Origin of the sequence: Streptomyces sp. NPDC007872, from assembly GCF_042868165.1 — a bacterium.
Classification (GTDB): Bacteria; Actinomycetota; Actinomycetes; order Streptomycetales; family Streptomycetaceae; genus Streptomyces.
The window spans coordinates 628,770-654,217 of record NZ_JBIAEA010000005.1 but is presented as its reverse complement, the minus strand read 5'-3'; the positions used below and the strand labels follow the sequence as shown (position 1 = coordinate 654,217).

Annotated in this window: 26 protein-coding genes; 12 read left to right on the top strand and 14 right to left on the bottom strand. The window is 72.5% G+C overall.

What is annotated here, in order from left to right:
• The first annotated feature begins 94 nt into the window (after positions 1-94).
• Positions 95-1,084 (top strand): SAM-dependent methyltransferase, encoded by a 990-nt coding sequence (locus tag ACFYNX_RS21635; protein WP_388663328.1) that lies wholly within the window; start codon positions 95-97, stop codon positions 1,082-1,084.
• A 31-nt stretch (positions 1,085-1,115) separates the two neighbouring features.
• The gene (locus ACFYNX_RS21630) at positions 1,116-2,258 is read left to right on the top strand and encodes an NADH-quinone oxidoreductase subunit D (protein ID WP_388663326.1); all 1,143 of its coding nucleotides are present in this window, start codon (positions 1,116-1,118) and stop codon (positions 2,256-2,258) included.
• 42 nt (positions 2,259-2,300) lie between these two features.
• Here ACFYNX_RS21630 and ACFYNX_RS21625 read toward each other — a convergent pair whose 3' ends face one another.
• From ACFYNX_RS21625 to ACFYNX_RS21605, 5 genes are all read right to left on the bottom strand, one after another.
• Complete coding sequence (locus tag ACFYNX_RS21625) at positions 2,301-2,792, bottom strand: GNAT family N-acetyltransferase (protein WP_388663324.1); 492 nt, start codon at positions 2,790-2,792, stop codon at positions 2,301-2,303.
• Positions 2,789-3,832, bottom strand: coding sequence for a hypothetical protein (locus tag ACFYNX_RS21620; protein ID WP_365539104.1), 1,044 nt, complete (start codon positions 3,830-3,832; stop codon positions 2,789-2,791). Before ACFYNX_RS21620 ends, ACFYNX_RS21625 begins: the two co-directional genes overlap by 4 nt.
• Positions 3,833-3,962: 130 nt before the next feature.
• Positions 3,963-4,958 carry an ABC transporter substrate-binding protein gene (locus ACFYNX_RS21615; RefSeq protein WP_365539106.1) on the bottom strand — a complete coding sequence of 332 codons (996 nt, stop codon included), beginning with the start codon at positions 4,956-4,958 and terminating at the stop codon, positions 3,963-3,965.
• A 10-nt stretch (positions 4,959-4,968) separates the two neighbouring features.
• A complete protein-coding gene (locus tag ACFYNX_RS21610; RefSeq protein ID WP_365539109.1) occupies positions 4,969-5,661 on the bottom strand; it encodes an ABC transporter permease in 693 nt (230 codons plus the stop codon).
• Between the two features lies 1 nt (position 5,662).
• Positions 5,663-6,349: an ABC transporter permease gene (locus tag ACFYNX_RS21605; protein ID WP_365539798.1), complete on the bottom strand. Its 687-nt coding sequence runs from the start codon at positions 6,347-6,349 to the stop codon at positions 5,663-5,665.
• Positions 6,350-6,491: 142 nt separating this feature from the next.
• Between ACFYNX_RS21605 and ACFYNX_RS21600 the strand changes: the two genes are divergently transcribed.
• Positions 6,492-7,457, top strand: coding sequence for an ABC transporter ATP-binding protein (locus ACFYNX_RS21600; protein WP_388663321.1), 966 nt, complete (start codon positions 6,492-6,494; stop codon positions 7,455-7,457).
• Positions 7,458-7,507: 50 nt separating this feature from the next.
• Here ACFYNX_RS21600 and ACFYNX_RS21595 read toward each other — a convergent pair whose 3' ends face one another.
• Positions 7,508-8,620: an alpha/beta hydrolase-fold protein gene (locus ACFYNX_RS21595; protein WP_365539114.1), complete on the bottom strand. Its 1,113-nt coding sequence runs from the start codon at positions 8,618-8,620 to the stop codon at positions 7,508-7,510.
• Between the two features lie 165 nt (positions 8,621-8,785).
• Here ACFYNX_RS21595 and ACFYNX_RS21590 point away from each other — a divergent pair, with 165 nt between their 5' ends.
• From ACFYNX_RS21590 to ACFYNX_RS21565, 6 genes are all read left to right on the top strand, one after another.
• Positions 8,786-10,630, top strand: a complete 1,845-nt coding sequence (locus ACFYNX_RS21590; protein ID WP_388663319.1) for a phosphatidylglycerol lysyltransferase domain-containing protein — start codon at positions 8,786-8,788, stop codon at positions 10,628-10,630.
• 27 nt (positions 10,631-10,657) lie between these two features.
• Entirely contained in the window at positions 10,658-11,518 is an 861-nt protein-coding gene (gene folP / locus ACFYNX_RS21585) for a dihydropteroate synthase (RefSeq protein ID WP_388663317.1), read from the top strand.
• A gap of 56 nt (positions 11,519-11,574) precedes the next feature.
• On the top strand, positions 11,575-12,006 hold the full coding sequence (locus tag ACFYNX_RS21580) for a nuclear transport factor 2 family protein (protein WP_388663436.1): 432 nt from the start codon (positions 11,575-11,577) through the stop codon (positions 12,004-12,006).
• Between the two features lie 134 nt (positions 12,007-12,140).
• A complete protein-coding gene (gene folB / locus ACFYNX_RS21575; protein WP_365539124.1) occupies positions 12,141-12,500 on the top strand; it encodes a dihydroneopterin aldolase in 360 nt (119 codons plus the stop codon).
• Positions 12,497-13,096 carry a 2-amino-4-hydroxy-6-hydroxymethyldihydropteridine diphosphokinase gene (gene folK, locus ACFYNX_RS21570; RefSeq protein WP_365539127.1) on the top strand — a complete coding sequence of 200 codons (600 nt, stop codon included), beginning with the start codon at positions 12,497-12,499 and terminating at the stop codon, positions 13,094-13,096. Before folB ends, folK begins: the two co-directional genes overlap by 4 nt.
• A 47-nt stretch (positions 13,097-13,143) precedes the next feature.
• The gene (locus ACFYNX_RS21565) at positions 13,144-13,623 is read left to right on the top strand and encodes a DUF3180 domain-containing protein (RefSeq protein ID WP_365539130.1); all 480 of its coding nucleotides are present in this window, start codon (positions 13,144-13,146) and stop codon (positions 13,621-13,623) included.
• 15 nt (positions 13,624-13,638) lie between these two features.
• Here the strand turns inward: ACFYNX_RS21565 and ACFYNX_RS21560 are convergent, their stop codons facing one another.
• From ACFYNX_RS21560 to dacB, 7 genes are all read right to left on the bottom strand, one after another.
• Entirely contained in the window at positions 13,639-14,262 is a 624-nt protein-coding gene (locus ACFYNX_RS21560) for a histidine phosphatase family protein (protein WP_388663315.1), read from the bottom strand.
• Between the two features lie 92 nt (positions 14,263-14,354).
• The gene (gene folE, locus ACFYNX_RS21555; protein WP_388663313.1) at positions 14,355-14,960 is read right to left on the bottom strand and encodes a GTP cyclohydrolase I FolE; all 606 of its coding nucleotides are present in this window, start codon (positions 14,958-14,960) and stop codon (positions 14,355-14,357) included.
• 95 nt (positions 14,961-15,055) lie between these two features.
• Positions 15,056-17,077 (bottom strand): ATP-dependent zinc metalloprotease FtsH, encoded by a 2,022-nt coding sequence (gene ftsH / locus ACFYNX_RS21550; protein ID WP_365539139.1) that lies wholly within the window; start codon positions 17,075-17,077, stop codon positions 15,056-15,058.
• Between the two features lie 171 nt (positions 17,078-17,248).
• On the bottom strand, positions 17,249-17,788 hold the full coding sequence (gene hpt / locus ACFYNX_RS21545) for a hypoxanthine phosphoribosyltransferase (protein WP_030219931.1): 540 nt from the start codon (positions 17,786-17,788) through the stop codon (positions 17,249-17,251).
• 41 nt (positions 17,789-17,829) lie between these two features.
• On the bottom strand, positions 17,830-18,876 hold the full coding sequence (tilS, locus tag ACFYNX_RS21540; RefSeq protein WP_388663311.1) for a tRNA lysidine(34) synthetase TilS: 1,047 nt from the start codon (positions 18,874-18,876) through the stop codon (positions 17,830-17,832).
• 209 nt (positions 18,877-19,085) lie between these two features.
• Positions 19,086-20,225 (bottom strand): zinc-dependent metalloprotease, encoded by a 1,140-nt coding sequence (locus ACFYNX_RS21535; protein ID WP_388663309.1) that lies wholly within the window; start codon positions 20,223-20,225, stop codon positions 19,086-19,088.
• Positions 20,226-20,279: 54 nt separating this feature from the next.
• A complete protein-coding gene (gene dacB, locus ACFYNX_RS21530) occupies positions 20,280-21,710 on the bottom strand; it encodes a D-alanyl-D-alanine carboxypeptidase/D-alanyl-D-alanine-endopeptidase (protein ID WP_388663307.1) in 1,431 nt (476 codons plus the stop codon).
• 102 nt (positions 21,711-21,812) lie between these two features.
• Here dacB and ACFYNX_RS21525 point away from each other — a divergent pair, with 102 nt between their 5' ends.
• Both ACFYNX_RS21525 and ACFYNX_RS21520 read left to right on the top strand, forming a co-directional pair.
• Positions 21,813-22,304, top strand: a complete 492-nt coding sequence (locus ACFYNX_RS21525) for an inorganic diphosphatase (protein WP_015034462.1) — start codon at positions 21,813-21,815, stop codon at positions 22,302-22,304.
• A gap of 168 nt (positions 22,305-22,472) precedes the next feature.
• Complete coding sequence (locus ACFYNX_RS21520; protein WP_388663305.1) at positions 22,473-24,176, top strand: threonine/serine exporter ThrE family protein; 1,704 nt, start codon at positions 22,473-22,475, stop codon at positions 24,174-24,176.
• Between the two features lie 32 nt (positions 24,177-24,208).
• Here the strand turns inward: ACFYNX_RS21520 and ACFYNX_RS21515 are convergent, their stop codons facing one another.
• The gene (locus ACFYNX_RS21515) at positions 24,209-24,913 is read right to left on the bottom strand and encodes a VTT domain-containing protein (protein ID WP_365539150.1); all 705 of its coding nucleotides are present in this window, start codon (positions 24,911-24,913) and stop codon (positions 24,209-24,211) included.
• A gap of 151 nt (positions 24,914-25,064) precedes the next feature.
• On the opposite strand from ACFYNX_RS21515, the gene ACFYNX_RS21510 reads away from it, so the two are divergent.
• Complete coding sequence (locus ACFYNX_RS21510; protein ID WP_125666984.1) at positions 25,065-25,433, top strand: YbjQ family protein; 369 nt, start codon at positions 25,065-25,067, stop codon at positions 25,431-25,433.
• Positions 25,434-25,448 lie beyond the last annotated feature (15 nt).

The following is a 25,448-nucleotide window of genomic DNA, read 5'->3' as shown; positions in this document are numbered from 1 at the left end:
CACCCAGCGTAGGGAAGCGGAAGGGTTCGGGGATCAACCGTGGGGTCGATCCTTGCCCCGGAGACCGTACTCCCCGAGGTGGACACTGGGTTCCGTGACGGACGAGACGCGGCGGTGGCAGGGGTGGCGGGAGGCCACGGAGCGGGCGCTGTACGGCCCGGGGGGCTTCTATCTGCGGCCCGAGGGGCCCGCGGGGCACTTCCGCACCTCGGTGCACGCCTCCCCGCTCTTCGCGGGGGCCGTGGCCCGGCTCCTCGGCGAGGTCGCGGAGGAGCTGGGGACGGACGGGGTCGACCTCGTGGACGTGGGCGCGGGGCGCGGGGAGCTGCTCGCGGGGGTGCTCGCGGCGACCGCCGGGAGCGGTCTCTCGGTACGGGCGCACGCGGTGGAGCGCGCCGGTCGCCCGGACGGGCTCGACCCCCGGGTGGAGTGGACGGACCGGCCGCCGCGCGGGGCGCGGGGGCTGCTCTTCGCGAACGAGTGGCTGGACAACGTGCCGGTGGACGTGGCCGAGGCGGACGCGACGGGCACGGCCCGGTACGTGGAGGTGCGCGACGACGGTACGGAGCGGCTCGGCGCGCCCGTCTCCGGGGTGGACGCGGAGTGGCTGGAGCGCTGGTGGCCGCTGCGGGAGCCCGGCGCGCGGGCCGAGATCGGGCGGCCCCGCGACGAGGCCTGGGCGTCGGCGGTGTCCTGTCTGGCGGCGGGCCGCGCGGTGGCCGTGGACTACGCGCACGTACGGGGCTCCCGGCCGCCCTTCGGTTCCCTGACCGGCTTCCGGGCGGGCCGCGAGGTCCCGCCGGTCCCGGACGGCTCCTGCGACCTGACGTCCCACGTGGCGCTCGACGCGTGCGCGGCCGCCTCGCCCGGCGGGGCGGACACGGAGCTGGTCGCGCAGCGGGAGGCGCTGCGGCGGCTCGGGGTGACCGGGGACCGGCCGCCCCTCGCGCTCGCCTCTGCCGACCCCGCCGGGTACCTCAGGGCCCTGTCCTCGGCCGGCGAGGCGGCCGAGCTGACCGCCCGGGGCGGTCTCGGCGACTTCCTCTGGCTGACCCGGCGGGTGCCGCCGGCGGACGGGCCGTAGGGGTGCGTCCCGTACGGGAGATACTGGCCGCATGACGGAGACGACGGTCGGAATCGGCGGCGCGGCGGAGAGCACCGACATGGTGCTGAACATCGGGCCGCAGCATCCCTCGACCCATGGCGTGCTCCGGCTCCGGCTCGTCCTGGACGGCGAGGTGATCCGGTCGGCCGAGCCGGTGGTCGGCTACATGCACCGGGGGGCCGAGAAGCTCTTCGAGGCGCGGGACTACCGGCAGATCGTCATGCTGGCCAACCGCCACGACTGGCTCTCCGCCTTCTCCAGCGAGCTGGGCGTGGTGATGGCCGTCGAGCGGATGCTGGGCATGGAGGTCCCGGAGCGCGCGGTGTGGACCCGTACGCTCCTCGCCGAGCTGAACCGGGTCCTCAACCACCTGATGTTCCTCGGCTCGTACCCCCTCGAACTGGGCGGGATCACCCCGGTCTTCCACGCCTTCCGGGAGCGCGAGGAGCTCCAGGCGGTGATGGAGGAGGCGTCCGGCGGCCGGATGCACTACATGTTCAACCGGGTCGGCGGCCTCAAGGAGGACCTGCCGGCCGGCTGGACGGGGCGGGTGCGGCAGGCGGTCGCGGACGTGCGGTCGCGGATGGACGTGTACGACCGGCTCGTCCTCGGCAACGAGATCTTCCGGGGCCGCACGCGCGGGATCGGGGTCCTGTCGCGGGAGGCGGTCCACGCGTACGGGGTGTCGGGGCCGATCGCCCGCGCCTCGGGCGTGGACTTCGACCTGCGCCGCGACGAGCCGTACCTCGCGTACGGGGAGCTGGCGGACGTCCTGCGGGTGGCGGTGCGGGAGGAGGGCGACTGCCTGGCCCGGTTCGAGTGCCTGCTCGACCAGACGCACAACTCCCTGGACCTGGCGGACGCCTGCCTGGACCGGATGGAGGAGCTGCCGCCGGGGCCGGTCAACCAGCGGCTGCCGAAGGTCCTGAAGGCGCCGGAGGGCCACACGTACGCGTGGACCGAGAACCCGCTCGGCGTGAACGGCTACTACCTGGTGTCGAAGGGCGAGAAGACCCCGTACCGGCTGAAGCTGCGCTCGGCCTCGTTCAACAACATCCAGGCGCTCGCCGAGCTGCTGCCGGGGACGCTGGTCTCCGACATGGTGGCGATCCTGGGCTCGCTCTTCTTCGTCGTCGGCGACATCGACAAATAGAGCAAGACAAAGCAGGACAAGAAGAGCGAGTAGAATCCGGCGCTATCCGTCCTCGCGGCGCATCACCGCGTACGCGTGCCCCGACGTGCCCGGTGTGCGCCGGTCGTACATGCTCCAGCCCCAGCGTTCGTACCGCTTCGTCAGCTCCGGTACGTCGAGGGTCATCAGAAGGCGTGAGCCCGGGGCCAGGTCCGCGAGGATCGCGTCGTGGAGGGCGCGGCCGGTGCCCAGGCCCTGGTGGGCGGGGGCGACGACGAGTTCGGCGAGTTCGAAGGCGGGCTCGCGGCCGGTCAGGACGGTGTCGGTCCAGCCGGCCGTGAAGCCCCGCAGCTCGTCGTCGGGGCCGAACGCGGCGACGGCCCGGAAGTCGGGCCGCCCGGCCGCCGAGCCGAGCAGCCGCTCCACGGTCCGCACGGCGCCGAGCGGCGGTTCGTGCCAAGGGGCGCCGCAGAAGGCCTGGGCGCACAGGGCGAGCAGTTCGTCCCGGCGGCGGGCGGCCTCACCGGCGGGGAAGTCGGCGAGGCGGTGCGTCACGAGTTCACGGCCCCGCGCAGCTCCGCCACGTCGAGCTGCTCCGTCTCGTCGTGCGCGGTCAGGTCGATGACCTGGCCGACCGTCCGCGGCGGCACGGGGGTGCCGATGCCGGCGGCGGGCCCGGCGGCCGGGGCGGGGGTGCCGAGCGCGGCCCCGGCGGCCAGGACCTCCTCGCCCACGACGTCGGCGAGGTCCGTGTTCTGCACGGCCTCGATGGCGTCCGCCGTCTTCTGCGTGCCGAAGAAGTCGAAGCCGCCCTCCGGGCGCGGGGCGGACCTGCGCGCGGCGTACGGGACGATCGCGGCGGCGACCGGGACGGGCGCGGGAGCGGGGGCGGGCGGGAGCGCGAGGGCGGCCGGCCGGGTGTGCTGCTCGGTCCCGGTGGCCGCCGCGTGCTTCCCCTGCGGCTCCTCCGTCTCCCGGGCGCGCTCGGCGAGGTCGCGGGCGCGGGCCGCCTCGGCGGTGCGGCGGGCCTGCTGGGCGGCGGCGTTGCGCGGGAGGTCGCGCAGGGCCTGGGCGGCGCGGCGGAAGGCCTCGGGGGTGGGCGTGGAGCCGGCGGCCGGAAGGGCCTTGGCGTCGCCGCCCGCGCTCTCCAGGGCGAGGACGCGGCGGCCCTCCAGGGCGCTGGCCCGCTCGGTCTCGGCGGTGGCGTAGCGGCGGAGCAGGTCGGCGTGCTCGCCGCGCAGCCCGGCGAGTTCCACGCGCTTGGCGCGGAGCTTGGCGTCGAGCCGGGCGCGCAGGGCGCGGGACTCGTCGAGGTCGGACTCCAGTTCGGCGACCCGCTCCTCGGCCTTCCACTGGTCGGCGGCGCGCGCCCGCTCGGTCTCGGCGACGCGCAGCCCGGCGCCCCGGTCCCAACTGCGCATGAGGACGGCGCCGGTGACGGCCGCGGCCGCCGCGGCGGCGGTCAGGAGCCGTACGACCACCAGGTCTCCGGGCAGCCAGGCGGCCGCGGCGCACACGACCGCGGCGCCGGCGACCGCGGAGGGCGGCAGCAGCTTGTGCAGAGGCGGGGAATGGCGGTGGCGTCCACGTGGCATGGCCTGAAATTTACCGTGCGTAGGCGTCACGTGGGGGGTCGGCCCGGCAATCTCTTGGCCACTTCTCGCCACCGGAAGTGGATATCGGCCCTTCCGGTTCCGTTTCGGGCCGACTCCCCCCGCCCCGCGCCTACTTCTTGAGCAGCCCCTTCGCCGTCAGATACTCCTTGGCGACGTCCTCCGGCTTCGCCCGCTCGGCATCCACCTTGCGGTTGAGTTCGGCGAGATCCGCTGTGGTGAGCACCTTGGTGATCTTGTCGAGGGCGGCGGCTATCTCGGGAGAACCGGCGTCCTTGGCGTTGACCACGGGCAGCACGTTGTCGGCGTTCTGGAGCTTCTTGTCGTCGGTGAGGAAGACGAGTCCGTAGTTCTCGATCGTGGCGTCCGTGGTGGTCGTCAGGACCAACTGGTCCACCCCGTCCTTGACGGCCTGCTTGGCCTGCGGGGTGCCGACGCCCTTGGGGTCGATCCCGGCCACGTCGATCCCGTAGGTCTTCTTCAGACCGGGGGCGCAGAAGGGGCGTACCGCGCATTCGTCACCGGCGGCGATCTTCACCTTGATCTTGGAGGCACCGAGGTCGGAAAGCGTCTTCAGCTTGTTCTTCTCGGCGAATTCCTTAGCCACCGCGAAGGCGTTCTGGTCGACCGCCCCTCCGACCGCGAGGACCTTCAGGCCGCGCGGCTCCGCGAGCTTCCGCAGCGCCTCGACCGTGGCCGCCGCGTCGCCCGAGGCGACCGGCTTCTCCTCGGGCGCCTTCGGCCCGTTCGCCTTCGCGTTGAGGAATTCCGCGATCGTCGCCGCGTATTCCGGGACGACGTCGATCTCGCCGCTCTCCAGGGAGGGCTCGTACAGCTCGCGGTTCTTCACGGTGGTGATCGAGACGGAGTATCCGGCGTCCCGCAGCGACTGGGCGTACAGCTCCGCGAGGACCTTGGCCTCGGTGAAGGCGGCCGCGCCGACCACCAGGGAGCCCTTGGACCCTCCGCCGGAGCTCCCCGAACCGTCGGAGCCCTTCTTTCCGTCCTCCAGGCTGTCACCGCCGCACGCCGCGAGGGCGGCCGTCAGCGCCGCCGTACCCAGCAGCGCGCCCGCGATACGCGAGACCCTGTTCACGAGATCACCCATCCAGTCGGCTTCATCGAATCGTTCTGTCCTTCGGTGCGCGCGCCTGCCCCGGCCCCGACAGGAGCCGGTCCGCGCCCACGAGCGCGCCCTCCACCAGGAGGGCGAGCAGGGCCACGAGCACGGCGCCCGCCACCACCTGCCCCGTGTCGTACGTGGCGAACCCGGCCGTGATGATCCGGCCGAGACCGCCCTGGCCGACCATCGCCGCGACCGTGGCCGTGGCGACGACCTGGACGGCGGCCGAGCGGACGCCGGTCATCACCACCGGCCGGGCGAGCGGCAGTTCCACCCGGAGGAAGACCTGCCCGCCCGTCATCCCCATGCCCCGGGCGGCCCGCACCGCGGACCGGTCCACCTCCCGCACCCCCACGTAGGCGTTGGTGAGGAGCGGGGGCATCGCGAACAGCACCAGGGCCACCACGGTCGGCACGTATCCGGCGTTCCGCAGGGGCGACACCATGAACAGGGCGAGGACCGCGAAGACGGGCACCGCCCGGCCCACGTTCGACACGTTCACCGCGAGCGCGCCGCCCCGGCCCAGGTGGCCCAGCCACAGGCCGAGCGGCAGCGCGAGCGCCGAGGCGATCAGGAGCGCGAGCCCGCTCACGTACACGTGCTCGGCGAGCCGCTGCCCCACGCCGCCGTCGCCCGTCCAGTGCGCGCCGGTGGTGAGCCAGCCCCAGGCGTCCGTCACGACCCCCACCTCACCCACCTCCCGGCGCGGTCCGTATGCGGGCCCAGGGCGTCAGGAGCCGCTGGAGGCCCAGGAGCAGCAGGTCGGCGACGACGGCGAGGAGCACGCACAGCACCGAGGCGGCGAGCACCTGCGCCTTGAAGAAGGTGGGCAGGGCGTCCTCGATCAGATTGCCGAGACCGCCGCGCCCGACGACCGAGCCGATCGTCGTCAGCGCGATCGTGGACACCGTCGCCATCCGCACACCGGCCATCAGGACCGGCAGCGCCAGGGGCAGTTCGACCGCCCACAGCAGCCGCAGCGAGCCGTACCCCATGCCCCGGGCCGCCTCCCGCGTCTCGGCCGGGACCGCGGCGAGCCCCGCCAGCGTGTTCCGCACGAGGATCGTCAGGGCGTACAGCACGAGGCCGGTCACCACGAGCGCCGCCGAGAGCCCGAAGAACGGCAGCAGCAGCGAGAACATCGCCAGCGACGGGACCGTGTAGAGCAGGGTCGTCAGACCGAGGACCGGACCGGCGAACCGGGGCCTGGCCCGCACGAGCAGCGCCAGCGGCACCGCGACGACGAGCGCGATCAGCACCGAGACGGCCGTGATTCCCACATGCTGGAGCAGCGCGTCCGTCAGCTCCTCGCGGCGCGTGCGCAGGTACTCCCCGCAGATCCAGTCGTTCGCGACCAGACAGTTCGGCGCACTCATCATCCTCCCCCCGGTACCCCACCCACCCGAACGCATGTGTGGACGACCCTAACCCCCACCACCGACAATCGCCGGAGTCCGCCACAATGCGGCAACACGCCCTTCACACACCCCCGCCGTCCAGGGGCCAGAATGGGGAACCATGATCCGGTTCGAGCACGTGACCAAGCGGTACGACGACGGCACCACCGCCGTGGACGACCTCTCCTTCGAGGTCGCCGAGGGCGAACTCGTCACCCTGGTCGGCCCGTCCGGCTGCGGCAAGACGACCACGATGATGATGGTGAACCGGCTCGTCGAGCCGACCTCCGGCCGCGTCCTCGTCGACGGACAGGACATCGCGGGCGTCGACCCGGTCGCCCTGCGCCGCAAGATCGGCTACGTCATCCAGCAGGTCGGGCTCTTTCCCCACCGCACCGTCCTCGACAACACCGCGACCGTCCCCGCCCTCCTCGGCTGGAAGAAGGCGGCCGCACGCGCGCGTGCCGCCGAACTCCTCGACCTCGTCGGCCTCGACCCGGCCACCTACGGCTCCCGCTACCCCGCCCAGCTCTCCGGCGGCCAGCGCCAGCGCGTCGGCGTCGCCCGCGCCCTCGCCGCCGACCCGCCCGTCCTCCTCATGGACGAGCCCTTCGGCGCCGTCGACCCCGTCGTCCGCGAACGCCTCCAGAACGAGTTCCTCGCCCTCCAGGCCACCGTCCGCAAGACCGTCCTCCTCGTCACCCACGACATCGAGGAGGCCGTCCGCATGGGCGACCGCATGGCCGTCTACGGACAGGGCCGCATCGAACAGTTCGACACCCCCGCCACCGTCCTCGGCGCCCCCGCCACCCCGTACGTCGCGGACTTCGTCGGCAGCGACCGCGGCCTCAAGCGCCTCGCCGTCACCCCCGTCGGCGAGGCCGACCTCGACCCCGTGCCGGCCGGGGGCCCCGGGGAGGGCGACCCCGCCCCCGTACCGCTTGGCACCTCCCTCAAGGAGGCGCTCGCCGTCCTCCTCCAGCACGACACGGGCCGCCTCACCGTCACCGACGCCGACGGCAGCCCCCTCGGCGTCCTCACCCCGGCCGGCGTCCACCGCGCCCTGCGCCGGGCCTCGGCCGCGTAACCCTCGGAACCGGCCGGAATCCCCCGGATCCCCCGGATCCCGCGGGAGGCTCAGTTCGCGCTGAGCTTCCCGCCCATCCACACAAGGCCCGGCGGAATCTCCCGGTTCCACGTGTTGAAGTTGTGGCCGCCGCTCTCCAGGACGATCGACGAGACGTCCGCCGGGCTCTTCACCTTCCGGATGAACTCCCGCGTCTCCTTCAGGTTCCCCTCGCCCTTCTTCGACGACGTCACCAGGAACGACGACCGCCCCTGCGGCAGGTGGTCCAGGCTCCACAGCAGGTCCGCCCGCTTGCGCAGCCGGTCGTCCCCCCGGAAGAGGTCACCGGTCGTCACGTCCTCCGCCGCCCGGTAGTACGCCGAGAAGCCCGCCCCCGCCGCGAACCGGTCCGGATGGCGCAACGCGATCTTCAACGCGCAGTAGCCCCCCGTCGAGTGCCCCATGAAGCCCCAGTTCCGGGGCTTCGTCCCCACCCGGTACGTCTCCGAGACCGCCTTCGGCAGGTCCTGGGCGAAGAAGGTCTCCGTCTGCGGACCCCCCGGGATGTCCACGCACTCGGTGTCCCTGGGCGGCGCCACCGTCGGACGCAGTATCACCAGGATCATCGGCTGCATCCGCCCCTCCTTCGCCTGGAGGTACGCCGTCCTCGGGTACTTCAGCCCCTTGATCAGGTTCTCCGCCGCCCCCGGGTACCCCGTGAGCACCACCGCGGCCGGGAACGTCCGCTTCGCGTACCGCTCCTGGAAGTACTCCGGCGGCAGGTACACATAGGCCGGCGAGACGATCTTCGACCGCTCCCCCGCCACCACCACCTTCTGGATCTGCCCGCCGACCTCCCGGCGCCCGCCGCCCGGCACGTCGAGCGCCTGCGTCCCCACCACCCGCACGTCCTCCGAAGCGGCCGCGTGGTCGACGACCACGCCCATGTCCTGCTCCTGCCCGAACAGATCCGCCCACGAGCCGTAGAACAGGAACGACCGGTTCGCCGCCAGCCCCACCGCCGCGAACAGCGTCACCTGGGTCACGAGCAGCAGCCCCACCCGGCCCGTGACCGACCGCCACCCGCCGCGCGCGAGGCGCGGCCACAGCAGGACCGTGGCCAGGAACAGCGCCACGGCCACCACGACCGCCAGCACGAGAACTTTGGTACTGGTGAGACCCATGGGACGACCGAGCCTTCTTTCCGAGAATTTCCTGTGAACCGATGAACCCGGCCCCGTACGACGCCGTCCTAGAAGGCGCACCGACCGGAACGGCCCGCCGAACGCGCCGCAGGGCCCGACCGGAGTCAAAGACCCTGCGCAGGACCACGGGAAGTACGGGAAGCCATGTCTGTCACGCTAGATGGGGACAAAAGAGGATTGGTTCCGGTTCGGGTACGCCGGATTCTCCGCGGCCCCCGGCCCGAGAAGGTCCCCTCGCTCGTCGGCACGGCCTGCACCCTCGTCGGCCTCCTCGACATCGCCGCCGGGGTCTTCCCCCGCTTCCGCGCCAGCCGCGTCCACGCCCTCGCCGAAGTCCTCCCCGGCACCCTCGGCCCCCTCTCCGCCGCCCTCTCCCTGAGCGCCGGCGTCCTCCTCCTGCTCCTCGCCCACGGCCTCAAGCGCCACAAGCGCCGCGCCTGGCGGGCCGCCGTCGTCCTCCTCCCCCTCGGCGCCACCGCCCAGTTCGTCTGGCGCCACTCGGTCCTCGGCGCCCTCCTCTCCCTCGCCCTCCTCGCCCTCCTCCTCCGCCACCGCGGCGAATTCGCCGCCCTCCCCGACCCCCGCAGCCGCTGGCGCGCCCTCGCCAACTTCGTCGTCATGGGCGCCGGATCCCTCGCCCTCGGCCTCGTCATCGTCAGCGCCCACCCGCGCCGCACCCTCGGCAGCCCCAGCCTCGCCGACCGCCTCGAACACGTCCTGTACGGACTCTTCGGCGTCGAAGGCCCCGTCGCCTACACCCACGGCGTCGACTGGACCGTCGGCTACTCCCTCGGCGCCCTCGGCATGCTCACCGCCCTCACCACCATCTACCTGGCCTTCCGCCCCGAACACCCCGCCGCCCGCCTCACCGACGACGACGAGGCCCGCCTGCGCGCCCTCCTCGACCAGCACGGCGGCCGCGACTCCCTCGGCCACTTCGCCCTCCGCCGCGACAAGGGCGTCCTCTTCTCCCCCAGCGGCAAGGCCGCCGTCTGCTACCGCGTCGTCTCCGGCGTCATGCTCGCCAGCGGCGACCCCATCGGCGACGTCGAGGCCTGGCCCGGCGCCATCGAACGCTTCATGGACGAAGCCAAGATCCACTCCTGGACCCCCGCCGTCATGGGCTGCTCCGAGACCGGCGGCCAGGTCTGGACCCGCGAAACCGGCCTCGACGCCCTCGAACTCGGCGACGAGGCCGTCGTCGACGTCGCCGACTTCTCCCTCTCCGGCCGCGCCATGCGCAACGTCCGCCAGATGGTCAAGCGCATCGAACGCAACGGCTACACCACCCGGGTCCGCCGCGTCCGCGACCTCGACGACACCGAACTCGCCCGCATCCGCCGCGCCGCCGCCGACTGGCGCGGCACCGACACCGAACGCGGCTTCTCCATGGCACTCGGCCGCATCGGCACCCCCGGCGACGGAGACGCCGTGATAGCGACCGCCCACAAACAGGACGACGGCGACCCCGACTCCCCCTACGGCGAACTCAAGGCGATCATCCACTTCGTCCCCTGGGGCCGCGACGGCATGTCCCTCGAACTCATGCGCCGGGACCGCTCCGCCGACCCCGGCATGAACGAGCTCCTCATCGTCGCCGCCCTCCAGGCCTCCCCCGCCCTCGGCATCGCACGCGTCTCCCTCAACTTCGCCATGTTCCGCGCCGCCCTCGCCCGCGGCGAGAAGATCGGCGCCGGACCCGTCCTCCGCCTCTGGCGCGGGCTCCTCGTCTTCCTCTCCCGCTGGTTCCAGATCGAGTCCCTCTACAAGTTCAACGCCAAGTTCCGGCCCCGCTGGGAACCCCGCTTCGTCGTCTACCGCACCAGCCGCGACCTCCCCCGCATCGGCTTCGCCGCCATGCAGGCCGAAGGCTTCGTGAACCTCTCCCTGCCCCGCCCCCTCACCCGCCGCCGCCCCGCCCCGGCCCCCCGCCCCTGCGCCCACCTCACCCCGGCCGCCCCCGCCGAACACGAGGCCCGCGCCGCCTGACCCCGCCCCGAGCCCTACGCTGGTCCCATGAGTACGACGATCGGCCGGGGCACGGCCCGGGGCCTGCCGGAGTGGGACCGCTGCGCGGTCATGGGCGTGGTCAACGTGACCCCCGACTCCTTCTCCGACGGCGGCCGCTGGTTCGACACCACGGCCGCCGTCAAACACGGCCTCCACCTCGTCGCCCAGGGCGCCGACCTCGTCGACGTCGGCGGCGAGTCCACCCGCCCCGGAGCCCCCCGCGTCGACGAGGAGGAAGAACTCCGCCGCGTCGTCCCCGTCGTCCGCGGCCTCGCCGCCGAAGGCGTCACCGTCTCCGTCGACACCATGCGCGCCACCGTCGCCGCCCGTGCCGTCGACGCCGGCGCCGTCCTCGTCAACGACGTCAGCGGCGGCCTCGCCGACCCCGGCATGGTCCCCGCCGTCGCCGCCGCCGAAGTCCCCTTCGTCGTCATGCACTGGCGCGGCTTCAGCGACACCATGAACAGCCTCGCCGTCTACGACGACGTCGTCACCGAAGTCCTCACCGAACTCCGCACCCGCCTGGAGGCCGTCGTCGACGGCGGCGTCGACCCCGACCGCATCGTGATCGACCCCGGCCTCGGCTTCGCCAAGCTCGCCCCCCACGACCTCGCCCTCGTCGCCCGCCTCCCCGAGCTCCACGCCCTCGGCCGCCCCCTCCTCGTCGCCGCCTCCCGCAAACGCTTCCTCGGCCACGTCCTCGCCCACGAGGGAGCCGCCCCGCCCCCCGCCCGCGAACGCGACGCCGCCACCGCCGCCGTCTCCGCCCTCGCCGCCCACGCGGGCGCGTGGGCCGTCCGCGTCCACGAGGTCCGCGCCACCGCCGACGCCGTCCGGGTCGCCCGCGCGATCGAAGGAGCCAGGTGACCCCCGCCACCGACGAAGCGGCCGTCGAAGCCGCCAACACCGCCTTCTACGAGGCCATGGAGACCGGCGACTTCGACACCGTCTCCGGCCTCTGGCTCGACGACGACGCCACCCCCGTCACCTGCGTCCACCCCGGCTGGCCCGTCCTCACCGGCCGCGGCGAGGTCCTCCGCTCGTACGCCCTGATCATGGCGAACACCGACTACATCCAGTTCTTCCTCACCGACCTCCACGTCTCCCTCGCCGGCGACACCGCCCTCGTCACCTGCACCGAGAACATCCTCAGCGGCGGCCCCGCCGAGGACGGCGCCGAACTCGGACCCCTCGTCGGACAGCTCGTGGTCGCCACCAACGTCTTCCGCCGCACCCCCGACGGCTGGCGGATCTGGTCCCACCACGCCTCCCCCGTCCTCGCCGAGACCGACGACCCCGACTCCGCAGAACCCACCCTGGACGACGCCCCGGACGACCCCGAACCACCCCTCTGACCTGCGGTTCCATCCACCCCCGGCCCCCCACGGGCATGCCCTGTCGGTCCTCGCGGGTAGATTCGACGACGGACACCCGGCCGTCCGCACCCGGCTGCGTGGCCACCCGAACTACGACAGCAGGAGTGATTCGCGTGGATCGTGTCGCGCTGCGCGGCCTCAAGGCCCGGGGCCACCACGGCGTCTTCCCCAAGGAGCGCGAGGAGGGACAGACCTTCATCGTGGACCTGACCCTCGGCCTGGACACCCGTCCCGCCGCCGCCGGGGACGACCTCACGAAGACCGTCCACTACGGAATCGTCGCCGAGGAAGTCGTCGACGTCGTCCAGGGCGAACCCGTCGACCTCATCGAGACCCTCGCCGAACGCATCGCCCAGCAGTGCCTGAGCCACGCCGGGGTACAGGAGGTGGAGGTCGTCGTCCACAAGCCGGACGCGCCCATCACCGTGCCCTTCGACGACGTCACCGTCACGATCACCCGGAGCCGACGATGAAAGCGACGCAGAGCGACCCGACCGTCCAGCCCGTACCCGCCTCCGTCGTCGAGACCGTCGACGCCGCGGACACCACCCTCTCCAACCCCCGCTGGGCCGTCCTCGCCCTCGGCGCCAACCTCGGCAACCGCCTGGAGACCCTCCAGGGCGCCGTCGACGCCCTCGCCGACACCCCCGGCCTCCGGGTCAAGGCCGTCTCCCCCGTCTACGAGACCGAGCCCTGGGGCGTCGACCCCGGCAGCCAGCCCTCGTACTTCAACGCCGTCGCCCTCGTGAAGACGACCCTGCCGCCCTCCTCCCTCCTGGAGCGCGCCCACGCCGTCGAGGAGGCCTTCCACCGCGTCCGCGAGGAGCGCTGGGGCCCCCGCACCATCGACGTCGACATCGTCGCGTACGCGGACGTGGTCTCCGACGACCCCGTCCTCACCCTGCCCCACCCCCGCGCCCACCAGCGCGCCTTCGTCCTCGCCCCCTGGCACGACGTGGACCCCGAGGCCCGGCTCCCCGGCCACGGCCCGGTCGCCGACCTCCTCTCCGCCGCCGGCGACGAGGGCGTCACCCTCCGTACCGACCTGGAACTCCGTCTGCCCGAGTAGTCGTTAGGCTCGTGCCAGACCGCCCGCGACCACACGAAGGACACCCGGTGAAACAACTGCGGCTGAAGGTGCTCGCCGGACTGTTCCTGGCGGCCGGCGTCCTCTCCTGGGGCGGCGCCCGGCTCTGGGACGCGGTCGGCTCCCTCCCGAGCGTGCCGGTCGCCGCGCCCGTCGTCCTCGCCGTGATCGCCGTCGTCCTCACCGCGACCGCCCTCTCGATCCGCGCCCGCCTCAGGGCCCAGCGGGAGCGCCGCCCCGGCGCCAAGGGCGTCGAGCCCCTGATGGCGGCCCGCGCGGTGGTCTTCGGCCAGGCCAGCGCCCTGGTCGCCGCCCTCGTCGCCGGCATGTACGGCGGCACGGGCGTCTTCCTCCTCGGCTTCCTCGACGTCCCGGCCCGCCGCGACCAGGCCCTCTACGCGGCCTTCGCGGTCCTGGCGGGCCTGGCCGTCATCGCCGCCGCCTTCTTCCTGGAGCGCGTCTGCAAGCTCCCCGAGGACGACGAGAACGGGCCGTCGACCGCACAGTGACGGAGCTCCCGCCGCTCAGACCCTGAGCTCGGGCGGAAACCCGGTCCACCGCAGCTCGGCGGGAAGGTGCCCGGTGTCGTTGAAGAGCAGGACGGACGAGGGCCGGCCGGGCGCGTACCGGACGACGGTCAGCGCGGCGTTGGCCTGGTTGATCCCCAGCCACCGCCACCGCGGAGCGTCCAGGGCGTCCCGGACCAGCCAGCCGACGAGGAAGGCGTGGGTCACCACGAGCTCGTGCCGCGGCTCGTCCCCGTCCACGGGCCCCGTGAACAGCCCAAGGGCCTCCCGGGCCAGACCGGGCCCCTGCTCACGCTCCTTCGCCGGAAACCGCGCCAGCCGGTCGAGCATGGCGTCGGCCGACTCCGCCGGCAGCTCCTCGCGCCGGGGCACGTAGGGGATGTAGTCCCCGGCCGCCGCGGAACACCGCAGCGGCACCCCGTCGAGCCGCTCCCCGACCAGCCGCGCCGTCTCCTCGGCCCGCGCGAGCGGCCCGTGATGCACGGCGGCGAGCGGAACCCCCCGCAACCGCTCCCCGAGCAACCCGGCCTGCCGCCGCCCGTCCTCCGACAACCCGCTCTCGTCCGCCGTCGCCTCCCCGTGCCGCGCGAGATACAGATAACGGGCAGCTTGCACCGACACGAGCGGGTCCTCCCTCAGGCGCCACGACCTTCCGAACGCCTGAACGGACGCCACCGCGCACTGCGCGGTTCCGCGCCCGGCCCCGCCCGACCTCAGCGGGCCAGTATCAGGGACATGGCCTCGGCGCGCGTCGTGGCGTTGCGCAGTTGTCCACGTACCGCCGAGGTCGTCGTCTTCGCGCCCGGCTTGCGGATGCCGCGGACCGACATGCACATGTGCTCGGCCTCGATGACGACGATCGCGCCGCGCGCTTCGAGGATGTCCATCAGGGAGTCGGCGATCTGCGTCGTCAGGCGCTCCTGCACCTGCGGGCGGCGGGCGAAGACGTCCACGAGACGCGCCAGCTTGGACAGGCCCGTGATCTTGCCCGTTTCAGCCGGAATGTAACCAATGTGAGCTACGCCATGGAAGGGGAGCAAATGATGCTCACATTGCGACGTCAGTTCGATGTCCTTCACCAGGACCATCTCGTCGTGCCCCAGATCGAACGTCGTCGTCAGCACGTCCTCGGGCTTCTGCCACAGGCCCGCGAAGAGTTCCCTGTACGCTCGCGCCACTCGTGCCGGCGTTTCCCTCAGGCCCTCGCGGTCCGGGTCCTCGCCGACCGCGATGAGGAGCTCCCGTACGGCGTTCTCGGCGCGCTTCTCGTCGAAGTCGCCGATCCTGCCCTCGTCGTCCAGCGTCACCGGGTCGGTCATCTTTGCCTCGTTCCGTCTGACTGTGTGCGCGCATGGCCGCGCCCCCACAGGCTAAAACCTGTGGGGGCGCGGGATCCATTCCGGGTCCGCCGGGGTCAGTCCTCGGGGGACGGCGGGTCCACCGGGGCGATGTCGATGCCCTTGGTGGTCTCCACCGGGGTGGCCGAGCCGTTCGCGCTGTTCGTCAGGGCCAGCTCCTTGGGGGAGAGGACCGGCGGGCGCGTGGAGGGGGTGCGGCGGGAGGAGCCGGTCCACGCCGGGCGGGCCGGGCGCTTCACGATGGGGCGGAAGATCTCCGCGATCTCCTCCTTGCCCAGCGTCTCCTTCTCCAGGAGGGCGAGGACCAGGTTGTCGAGGACGTCGCGGTTCTCGACGAGGATCTCCCAGGCCTCGTTGTGGGCGGTCTCGATGAGCTTCTTGACCTCTTCGTCGACCAGCGCCGCGACCTCTTCCGAGTAGTCGCGCTGGTGCGCCATCTCGCGCCCGAGGAAGGGCTCGGTGTTGTCGCCGCCGAACTTGATCGCGCCGAGGCGCTCGGTCATGCCGTACTGGGTGACCATCGCGCGGGCCGTGGCGGTGGCCTTCTCGATGTCGTTCGCGGCGCCGGTGGTCGGGTCGTGGAAGACCAGTTCCTCGGCGGCGCGTCCGCCCAGCATGTAGGCGAGCTGGTCGAGCATCTCGTTGCGGGTGGTGGAGTACTTGTCCTCGTCCGGCAGGACCATCGTGTAGCCCAGGGCGCGGCCGCGGGACAGGATGGTGATCTTGTGGACGGGGTCGGAGTTCGGCGAGGCCGCCGCGACCAGGGCGTGGCCGCCCTCGTGGTACGCGGTGATCTTCTTCTCCTTGTCCGACATGATGCGGGTCCGCTTCTGCGGGCCCGCGACCACGCGGTCGATCGCCTCGTCCAGCGCCTTGTTGTCGATCAGCTTCTGGTCGCTGCGGGCGGTGAGGAGCGCCGCCTCGTTGAGGACGTTGGAGAGGTCCGCGCCGGTGAAGCCGGGGGTGCGTCGGGCGACGGCGCCGAGGTCGACGTCCGGGGCGACCGGCTTGCCCTTCTGGTGGACCTTGAGGATCTCCAGGCGGCCCTGCATGTCCGGGCGGTCGACGGCGATCTGCCGGTCGAAGCGGCCGGGGCGCAGGAGCGCCGGGTCGAGGATGTCGGGACGGTTCGTGGCGGCGATCAGGATGACGCCGCCCTTGACGTCGAAGCCGTCCATCTCGACGAGGAGCTGGTTGAGGGTCTGCTCGCGCTCGTCGTGGCCGCCGCCGAGGCCGGCGCCGCGGTGGCGTCCGACGGCGTCGATCTCGTCGACGAAGACGATGGCCGGTGCGTTGGCCTTGGCCTGCTCGAAGAGGTCGCGGACCCGGGAGGCGCCGACGCCGACGAACATCTCGACGAAGTCGGAACCGGAGATCGAGTAGAACGGGACCCCGGCCTCGCCGGCGACGGCGCGCGCGAGGAGCGTCTTGCCGGTTCCGGGGGGGCCGTAGAGCAGGACGCCCTTGGGGATCTTGGCGCCGACGGCCTGGAACTTGGCGGGCTCCTGGAGGAATTCCTTGATCTCGTGGAGTTCCTCGACGGCCTCGTCCGAGCCGGCGACATCGGCGAAGGTGGTCTTCGGCGTGTCCTTGGTGATGAGCTTCGCCTTGGACTTGCCGAACTGCATGACGCGGGAGCCGCCGCCCTGCATCTGGTTCATCAGGAAGAGGAAGACGACCACGATGAGGACGAAGGGGAGGAGGGAGAGCAGGATCGAGACGAAGGGCGACTGCTTCGTCGGGGAGACGGTGTAGCCCTTCTCGATCTGTCCGGCCTCGAACTTCTCCTGGAGCTTGTCGGCGAGGGCGACGCCCTGGCTGCCGATGTAGCTGGCCTGGATCTTGTCGCTCTTGTCGATCTTCTGGCCCTTGACGAGCTCGATCTTGATGAGCTGCTCGTCACCGGTGGTGATCTTTGCCTGCTTGACCTGGTTCTTGTCGATCGCCTGGACGACCTTGCCGGTGTCCACCGTCTTGTAGCCCTCGGACGAGCCGACGACCTGCATCAGCACGACCACGGCGAGGACGGCCAGCACGATCCACATGACCGGCCCACGGAAGTATCGCTTCACGTCCATCCATACGGAGCGACAGCGCTCCGTCCCTCCTGCCCGTAGGAAAATGCTGCTGTGAGTACTGCTGTGTGAAAAAGCTGTTCTTCGGACGGTACCTCAGCATCGTCGCCCGCGACCGCCTTCCCGTGGTTCAACGGAGGGAAGGCGGTGCGGGTTCCCCGTACGGCCGTGGGATCAGCCGCCGTAGACGTGCGGGGCGAGCGTGCCGACGAAGGGGAGGTTCCGGTACTTCTCGGCGTAGTCGAGGCCGTAGCCGACGACGAACTCGTTGGGGATGTCGAAGCCGATCCACTTGACGTCGATGGCGACCTTGGCGGCCTCGGGCTTGCGCAGGAGGGTGCACACCTCCAGGGAGGCGGGTTCGCGCGAGCCGAGGTTCGACAGGAGCCAGGACAGGGTCAGGCCGGAGTCGATGATGTCCTCGACGATCAGGACGTGCTTGCCCTTGATGTCGGTGTCGAGGTCCTTGAGGATGCGGACGACGCCGGAGGACTGGGTGCCGGCGCCGTAGGAGGAGACGGCCATCCAGTCCATGGTGACGGGGGTGGACAGGGCGCGAGCCAGATCCGCCATCACCATCACGGCGCCCTTGAGGACGCCGACGATGAGCAGGTCCTTGCCCGCGTATTCCGCGTCGATCTTCGCGGCCAGCTCTGCCAGCTTGGCGTCGATCTCTTCCTTGGTGATGAGCACCGACTGGAGGTCGGTGCCCATGTCCTTCTCGTTCACCCGGGTCACTTTCGTTGCAGCGTGCGTCAGCCTTGCCGGATGACCAGTCTGCCACCCTGGCGGCGGGCTTCGACGCGGCCGGGCAGGTTGATGGCTCCCTGGCCGCGCCAGCCGGTGACGAGGCGGTCGACTTCCTCGATGTGGCGGGCGAAGAGGGATCCGGCGGGGGCGCCCTCGGCGATGACGGCGCGGCGCAGGACGCGGCGTCGTACGGCGGGGGGCAGTCCGAAGAGTTTGGCGCATTCCAGGGCGCCGGCCTCGTCGCGCACGGTGGTCTCGGCGTCGGCGGCCCAGGTGTCGAGGGCGTCGGCGTCGTCGCGGGAGAGCTGGGCGGTGCGGGCGAGGGCTTCGACGACGCCCTTGCCGAGGGCCTTCTCCAGGGCGGGGAGGCCTTCGTGGCGGAGTCGGGAGCGGGTGTAGGCGGGGTCGGTGTTGTGGGGGTCGTCCCAGACGGCGAGTTCCTGTGCGACGCAGGCCTTGCGGACGGTCTGGCGGTCGAGCTGGAGGAAGGGGCGCCGGTAGCGGCGGGTGGCGCCGGAGACGGCGGCCATGCCGGAGAGGGAGCGGATTCCGGAACCGCGGGCGAGGCCGAGGAGGACGGTCTCGGCCTGGTCGTCGCGGGTGTGGCCGAGGAGGACCGCGGCGGCGCCGTGGCGTTCGGCGGCGGCGTCGAGGGCGGCGTAGCGCGCGTCGCGTGCGGCGGCCTCGGGGCCTCCTTCGCGGCCGACGGTGACGGTGAGGGCCTCGGAGGGGGTGAGGCCGAGCGCGGTCATGCGTTCGGCGACCTCGGCGGCCCGGGTGTCGGAGCCGTCCTGGAGGCCGTGGTCGACGGTGATGCCGCCGGCGCGGACGGGGAGTTTGCGGGCTTCGAAGGCGAGGGCGGAGGCGAGCGCCATGGAGTCGGCGCCTCCGGAGCAGGCGACGAGCACGAGGGGGGCGTGCGCGTCGGGCGCGGTGGGGGGAGTGCCGTTCCGGTGCTCGGCGGGCTGCTCCGCCCGGTGTTCGGTGAGGACGTCGTGGAGTACGCGGCGGACCGCCAGGCGTATCGCCGCGACCGCAGGATGGGGACCCATGTCCGGTGCCCTTCGTGAATGGGGTTGGGGTGCCTCGGTCGGAGTCTTAACGGTCGGAATGGGGGGTTCGGTCACTCAGAGTGCGTCGATGGTGACAGAAACCCGGCCGTTACCCGAGCATTGCACGCCTCACCCCGTGGTCAGGGTCCCTCGGACGGGTGATTGGCGGAGGGGCGACCGGTGTTCCCGTGCCGTCCGCCCCACGCGTCTCACGAGTCTGCCTTACGGTGCACCCTCGCGATCCAGTCGGCGGGGGCGGCGATCTCGCTCTTGGTGGGGAGCGTGTTGGGGGAGGTCCAGACGCGGTTGAAGCCGTCCATGCCGACCTGGTCGACGACGGCGCGGACGAAGCGTTCGCCGTCGCGGTACTGGCGGAGTTTGGCGTCGAGGCCGAGGAGCTTGCGCAGGGCGAGGTCGAGGCGGGAGGCGCCGCGGGCGCGGCGGGCCTGGAACTTCTCGCGGATCTCGGCGACGGAGGGGACGACCTGGGGGCCGACGCCGTCCATGACGTAGTCGGCGTGGCCTTCGAGGAGGGACATGACGGCGGTGAGGCGGCCGAGGATCTCGCGCTGTTCGGGGGACTGGACGAGTTCGACGAGGGAGGGGGCGGGTTCGCCCTCCTCGCCCTCGGGGCGTCCGCCGACGAGGGTCTGGGCGGCTTCGCGGAGGCGTTCGACGAAGGTGCCGGGGTCGACGTCGGTGGCGGCGAGGAACGACTGGATTTCGCCCTGGAGGTGGTCGCGGAGCCAGGGGACGGCGGTGAACTGGGTGCGGTGGGTCTCCTCGTGGAGGCAGACCCAGAGCCGGAAGTCGTGCGGGGAGACCTCGAGTTCGCGTTCGACGTGGACGATGTTGGGGGCGACGAGGAGGAGGCGTCCGGGGCCGTTCGTGCCGGTGGACAGGGCGCGGCCGGCGGGGGCGAAGGTCTCGTACTGGCCGAGGATGCGGGAGGCGAGGAAGGACAGGAGCATGCCGAGTTCGACGCCGGTGACCTTGCCGCCGACGGCGCCGAGGACGGCGCTGCCGGGGACGGTGGAGCGGCGTTCCTGCATCTTGCCGAGGAGGGGGGTGAGGAGTTCGCGGAAGCCGGCGACGTTGGCCTTGATCCAGCCGGCGCGGTCGACGATCAGGACGGGGGTGTCGGGGGGTTCGTGGCCCTCGGGGACCATGCGGGTGTAGGCGCGGACGTGTTCCTCCGAGGCTTTGGCGTGCCTGCGGAGTTCGGCGACGACCTCGCGGGCCTCGTCGCGGCCGACTTCGGGTCCGGGTCGCACGAGGCGGGTCGCGGTCGCGACCGCGAGGTTCCAGTCGACCATCCCGGCTGTGCCTGCTCCACCGATGCTCGTCATGTGTCAACCGTACGGTCTCGGGGCGCGTTCGGTGTGTGTTCGGTACGGGTCCCGTTATGACGGGTCTTGACCGGCGAGGGCGGCGGAGAGGCGATCGAGGGCGGGTTGGGCCTGCTGCGGGGAGGGGGTGCGGCCGGCGAGGAAGGCGAAGGCGAGGAGGCGTCCGTCGGGGGTGACGACGGTGCCGGCGAGGGTGTTGACGCCGGTGAGGGTGCCGGTCTTGGCGCGGACGAGGCCGGCTCCGGTGGGGGCGGTGTCGAAGCGGTCGGCGAGGGTGCCGGTGAAGCCGCCGACGGGGAGGCCGGTGAGGAGGGGGCGCAGGGCGGGGCGGGCGGGGTCGGCCGCGCGGGTGAGGAGGCCGGTGAGGAGGGCGGCGGAGACGCGGTCGTTCCGGTCGAGGCCGCTGCCGTCGGCGAAGCGGGTTCCGGCGACGGGGAGGCCGAGGGCGGTGAGTTCGGCGCGGACGGCCTTTCCGGCGCCGTCGAAGCCGGCGGGGAGCCTGCGGGCGAGGGCGGTCTGCCGGGCGAGGGCTTCGGCGAGGTCGTTGTCGCTGTGGGTGAGGGTGCGTTCGACGAGGTCGGCGAGGGGGGCGGAGTACGTACGGGCGAGGGGGGCGGCCTTCGGGGTGGGGCCGGGGGCGGGGTCGCCGGTGACCCGGACGCCGGCGGCGGCGAGGAGGCCGGCGAAGGCGGTGGCGGTGGCGCGGGCGGGGTCGGCGCTGCGGGGCGCGGGGCCGCTGGGGCTGTCGTCGAGGCGTCCGGCGCGGGTCATGAGGGCGGTGACGGGGGCGATGTTCTCGTTGGGGCCGATGGGGTGGACGGCGGGGCCGGTGTAGAGGCCGGCGTCGTAGGCGAGGCGTACGGAGGTGTGTCCGCGGGCCTTGAGGGCGCGGGCGGTGTCGGTGGCGAGGGCCTCGAGGCGGGTGTCGTCGAGGGTGGGGTCGCCGCCGCCGGTGAGGGTGACGGCCTTGCCGTCGGGGGCGGCGGTGACGGTGGTGGCGATGCGGTGGTCGGGGCCGAGGGCGGAGAGGGCGGCCGCGGTGGTGGCGATCTTGACGGTGGAGGCGGGGGTCATGGGGGTGGTGGCGCCCTCGCCGTAGAGCTGCCTGCCGGTGGCGGTGTCGACGACGGAGGCGGTGCGGAGGGGGCCGAGGCCGGGGTCGGCGAGGAGGGGGACGAGGACGGCGGCGAGGTCGGCGGGGCGCTCGCCGGGCTGTCCGTCGGCGGGGCCGGCGGAGGGGGCGGCGGGGTGCAGGGCGGCGAGGACGCCGGGGGCGCTGGGGGCGGGCGCGGGGCGGCGGGGCGCGGCGGGGGCGGGGGGCGGGGCGTGACGTGCGCCACCCGCCGCGGGGGCGGCGGCACGGACCCGCTCGGCCGTACGCTGGCCCGAGTCCCACGGGCCGGCCGCGGTCACCGCCGCGGCGGCCAGGGCCAGACCGAGGGCGGCGGAGCCCGCCGTGAGCTGCCAGGTCCTCGGCTCGGGCATTGCTGACCAGCCCCTTTCGCGATCACACACGTGCGTGAGGGACACTTAACCACCGCGCTGTGTCGCGAGCATTCACTTGTGTTGATTCAGGAGGAGCCACCCGTGGAGTTCGACGTTCTCATCGAGATCCCCAAGGGATCGCGGAACAAGTACGAGGTCGACCACGAGACCGGTCGCATCCGTCTGGACCGTCGCCTCTTCACGTCGACGGCCTACCCGACCGACTACGGCTACGTCGAGAACACCCTCGGCGAGGACGGCGACCCGCTGGACGCGCTCGTCATCCTGGACGAGCCCACGTTCCCGGGCTGCCTGATCAAGTGCCGCGCCATCGGCATGTTCCGCATGACGGACGAGGCGGGCGGCGACGACAAGCTGCTGTGCGTGCCGGCCACGGACCCGCGCATGGAGCACCTGCGGGACATCCACCACGTGGCGGAGTTCGACCGCCTGGAGATCCAGCACTTCTTCGAGGTCTACAAGGACCTGGAGCCGGGCAAGTCGGTCGAGGGCGCGGACTGGGTCGGTCGCGCCGAGGCCGAGGCCGAGATCGAGAAGTCGTACGCGCGCGCCAAGGAGCAGGGCGGCCACTGAGCCGGTTCCGGGGCCGTCGCACCGGTTCCGGTCCTGAGCGTGTGAAGGGCGGCGCACCCCCGGGGGTGCGCCGCCCTTCGCGTGCGCGTGGCCCGGTCGTCGCACGTCCGTACGCCGCGCGCCCATACTGGAAGCCACGATTCCTCCTAGGGAGAGCGGGGCGGCAGAGTGGTGGCGGAGCCGGGCGGCTCGATGGACGTGCGGGACGAAGGGGTCGAGGAGGTCCCGGAGGACCGGAAACCGCAGTCGGACGAGGCGCGGAGCGCGTTCGTCCCGCCGGCCGGGGTGGAGCGGCCCGCGCCACCGGAGGAGGAGCACCCGACCTCCGAGTTCGCCCTGCCGTCGGGGCTGCGGGCGGAGCCCGAGCCGGAGCGGGAGCCGGAGGGTTCGGCGTTCGCTCCCCCGGCCACGTATTCGGCGAAGAACTCGCCGCCCGCCTTCACGCCGGCGTACGGGGTGCCGCTGGTGCGTCTGGCGCGGGACGCGCCGTGGCAGGACCGGATGCGGACCATGCTGCGGCTTCCGGTGGGCGAGCGGCCGGTGCCGGAGGCGCCGCGCAAGGGGGACGAGTCGGGGCCGTCGGTGCCGCGCGTCCTCGACCTGACCCTGCGCATCGGCGAGCTGCTGCTCGCGGGCGGGGAGGGCGCGGAGGACGTCGAGGCGGCGATGTTCGCGATCTGCCGTTCGTACGGGCTCGACCGGTGCGAGCCGACGGTGACGTTCACGCTGTTGTCGGTGACGTACCAGCCGTCGCTCGTGGACGACCCGGTGACGGCGAACCGGACGGTGCGGCGGCGGGGCACGGACTACACGCGGCTCGCGGCGGTGTACCAGTTGATCGCGGACATCAACGCGCCGGCGCACGACGAGCAGGCGCACGAGGTGGCGCCGGAGGAGGCGTACCGGCGGCTCGCGGAGATCCGGCGCAACCGGCACCCGTATCCGGGCTGGGCGCTGACGACGGCGGCGGGGGTGCTCGCGGGGGCGGCGTCGGTGCTGCTGGGCGGCGGTCTGACGGTCTTCCTGGTGGCGGCGCTCGGCGCGGTGCTCGGGGACCGGCTGGCGTGGCTGTGCGCGGGGCGGGGGCTGCCGGAGTTCTACCAGTTCCTGGTGGCGGCGATGCCGCCGGCGGCGATGGGGGTGCTCCTGACGCTGCTGCACGCGGACCTGCGGCCGTCGGCGGTGATCACCGGTGGCCTGTTCGCGCTGATCCCGGGGCGGGCGCTCGTGGCGGCCGTGCAGGACGGTCTGACCGGCTTCTACATCACGGCCTCGGCGCGGCTCCTGGAGGTCATGTACTTCTTCGTGGCGATCGTGGTGGGCGTGCTGTCGGTGCTGTACCTGGCGGTGCAGTTCGACGCGCAGTTGAACCCGGAGGGGGCGCTGCGGGCGGTGGAGCGGCCGGTGACGCAGATCCTGGCGTCGATGGCGCTGTCGGCGACCTTCGCGATCCTGTTGCAGCAGTCGCGGGCGACGGTGCTGTTCGTGACGCTGAACGGCGGGGTGGCGTGGGTGGTGTACGCGTCGATCGCGGTGACCGCGGGCGGCTCCGCGGTGATGGCGACGGCGGTGGCGGCGGGTCTGGTGGGGCTCTTCGGGCAGTTGATCGCCCGGTACCACCACACGTCGTCGCTGCCGTACGTGACGGCGGCGATCGGGCCGCTGCTGCCCGGTTCGGCGACGTACTTCGGGGTGCTGGCGATCGCCCAGCACAATCTGGACCAGGGGTTCGCGTCCCTGGCGAAGGCGGCGGCGCTGGCGCTGGCGATCGCGATCGGGGTGAACCTGGGGAGCGAGCTGGCCCGCCTCTTCCTGCGGGCCCCCGGTGCGGCGGCGGCCAGGCGGGCCGCGAAGCGCACCAGGGGCTTCTAGGGGCTTTGCTCCAGGGCTGTGTCCGTCGGTCGTCAGCGCTTGGCGTGGCGGCCGCGGGGGGCCTGCTGCGGGGTGCCGGGGGCGTCGTGGTCGCCGCCCCCGGCCGCGCGGGCCTTCTTGGACTGGGAGCGGGCCCGGAGGTACTCGATGACGATCGGGACCACGGAGATCAGGACGATGCCGACGAGGATCATCTCGATGTGCTGGTGCACGAAGTCGATCTTGCCGAGGGAGGCGCCGAGGAGGGTCACTCCGGCGCCCCACAGCACGCCGCCGATGACGTTGAACGTGATGAACGAGCGGTAGTTCATCCGGCTGACGCCCGCGATGATCGGCGTGAACGTGCGGACGATCGGGACGAAGCGGGCCAGGATGAGGGACTTCGGGCCGTGCTTCTCGAAGAACTCGTGCGCCTTCTCGACGTTCTCCTGCTTGAACAGCTTGGAGTCGGGGCGCTTGAAGAGGGCGGGTCCGACCTTGCGGCCGAAGAGGTAGCCGACCTGGTCGCCGATGACCGCGGCGGCCACCACCAGGGTGCAGACCAGCCACAGCGGCGTGTCCAGCTTCCCGGTCGTGACGAGCAGGCCGGTGGTGAAGAGGAGGGAGTCACCGGGCAGGAAGAACCCGATGAGGAGTCCGGACTCGGCGAAGACGATCACCAGGACACCGATCAGACCGAAGGTCTGGATCAGATAGTCCGGGTCCAGCCAGCTCGGTCCGAGGGCAAGCGTGTTCACGGGTTCCGGGCTCCTGCGGTCGGTGGGGGCGTGGGGACGGGCTGCCCCAAGCTATCAACGTGGGCCGGGCTCCCCCGGTTCCACCCGGCCCCCCACGGGATGCGGAGGGGTCCCGCGGGGCAGAAGGTAGGTGATCAGGAGGTGCATGCCGATGGGCATCGAGGAGTACGGGGGCGGCCAGGGGCCGCATCCCGAAGTGCTGGTCGTGACGACGAACGACGTCCCCGGCCATGAGGTCCGGCAGGTGATCGGCGAGGTCTTCGGGCTGACCGTCCGCTCCCGGCACCTGGGCAGCCAGATCGGCGCGGGCCTGAAGTCGATGATCGGCGGGGAGCTGAAGGGTCTGACGAAGACCCTGGTGGAGACCCGCAACCAGGCGATGGAACGCCTGGTGGAGCAGGCGCGGGCGCGCGGCGCGAACGCGGTCCTGGCGTTCCGCTTCGACGTGACGGAGGCGGCGGACGTCGGGACGGAGGTCTGCGCCTACGGTACGGCGGTGGTGATCGCGCCCCGGGTGTGAGGGGCTCCGGGGCGC

Bases quoted from the DNA above. Each gene is read 5' to 3' on its own strand.
- hpt (WP_030219931.1), bottom strand. From the start codon at position 17,788: ATGGGCACCGACCTCCAGTCGGTGCTCATCACCAAGGAAGAGATCGAC.
- ACFYNX_RS21620 (WP_365539104.1), bottom strand. From the start codon at position 3,832: ATGCCACGTGGACGCCACCGCCATTCCCCGCCTCTGCACAAGCTGCTG.
- ACFYNX_RS21510 (WP_125666984.1), top strand. From the start codon at position 25,065: ATGGGCATCGAGGAGTACGGGGGCGGCCAGGGGCCGCATCCCGAAGTG.
- folK (WP_365539127.1), top strand. From the start codon at position 12,497: ATGAAAGCGACGCAGAGCGACCCGACCGTCCAGCCCGTACCCGCCTCC.
- ACFYNX_RS21590 (WP_388663319.1), top strand. From the start codon at position 8,786: ATGTCTGTCACGCTAGATGGGGACAAAAGAGGATTGGTTCCGGTTCGG.
- ACFYNX_RS21630 (WP_388663326.1), top strand. From the start codon at position 1,116: ATGACGGAGACGACGGTCGGAATCGGCGGCGCGGCGGAGAGCACCGAC.
- ACFYNX_RS21605 (WP_365539798.1), bottom strand. From the start codon at position 6,349: ATGAGTGCGCCGAACTGTCTGGTCGCGAACGACTGGATCTGCGGGGAG.
- ACFYNX_RS21600 (WP_388663321.1), top strand. From the start codon at position 6,492: ATGATCCGGTTCGAGCACGTGACCAAGCGGTACGACGACGGCACCACC.
- ftsH (WP_365539139.1), bottom strand. From the start codon at position 17,077: ATGGACGTGAAGCGATACTTCCGTGGGCCGGTCATGTGGATCGTGCTG.
- ACFYNX_RS21580 (WP_388663436.1), top strand. From the start codon at position 11,575: ATGGAGACCGGCGACTTCGACACCGTCTCCGGCCTCTGGCTCGACGAC.
- tilS (WP_388663311.1), bottom strand. From the start codon at position 18,876: ATGGGTCCCCATCCTGCGGTCGCGGCGATACGCCTGGCGGTCCGCCGC.
- dacB (WP_388663307.1), bottom strand. From the start codon at position 21,710: ATGCCCGAGCCGAGGACCTGGCAGCTCACGGCGGGCTCCGCCGCCCTC.
- ACFYNX_RS21615 (WP_365539106.1), bottom strand. From the start codon at position 4,958: ATGGGTGATCTCGTGAACAGGGTCTCGCGTATCGCGGGCGCGCTGCTG.
- folE (WP_388663313.1), bottom strand. From the start codon at position 14,960: ATGACCGACCCGGTGACGCTGGACGACGAGGGCAGGATCGGCGACTTC.
- ACFYNX_RS21595 (WP_365539114.1), bottom strand. From the start codon at position 8,620: ATGGGTCTCACCAGTACCAAAGTTCTCGTGCTGGCGGTCGTGGTGGCC.
- ACFYNX_RS21535 (WP_388663309.1), bottom strand. From the start codon at position 20,225: ATGACGAGCATCGGTGGAGCAGGCACAGCCGGGATGGTCGACTGGAAC.
- folP (WP_388663317.1), top strand. From the start codon at position 10,658: ATGAGTACGACGATCGGCCGGGGCACGGCCCGGGGCCTGCCGGAGTGG.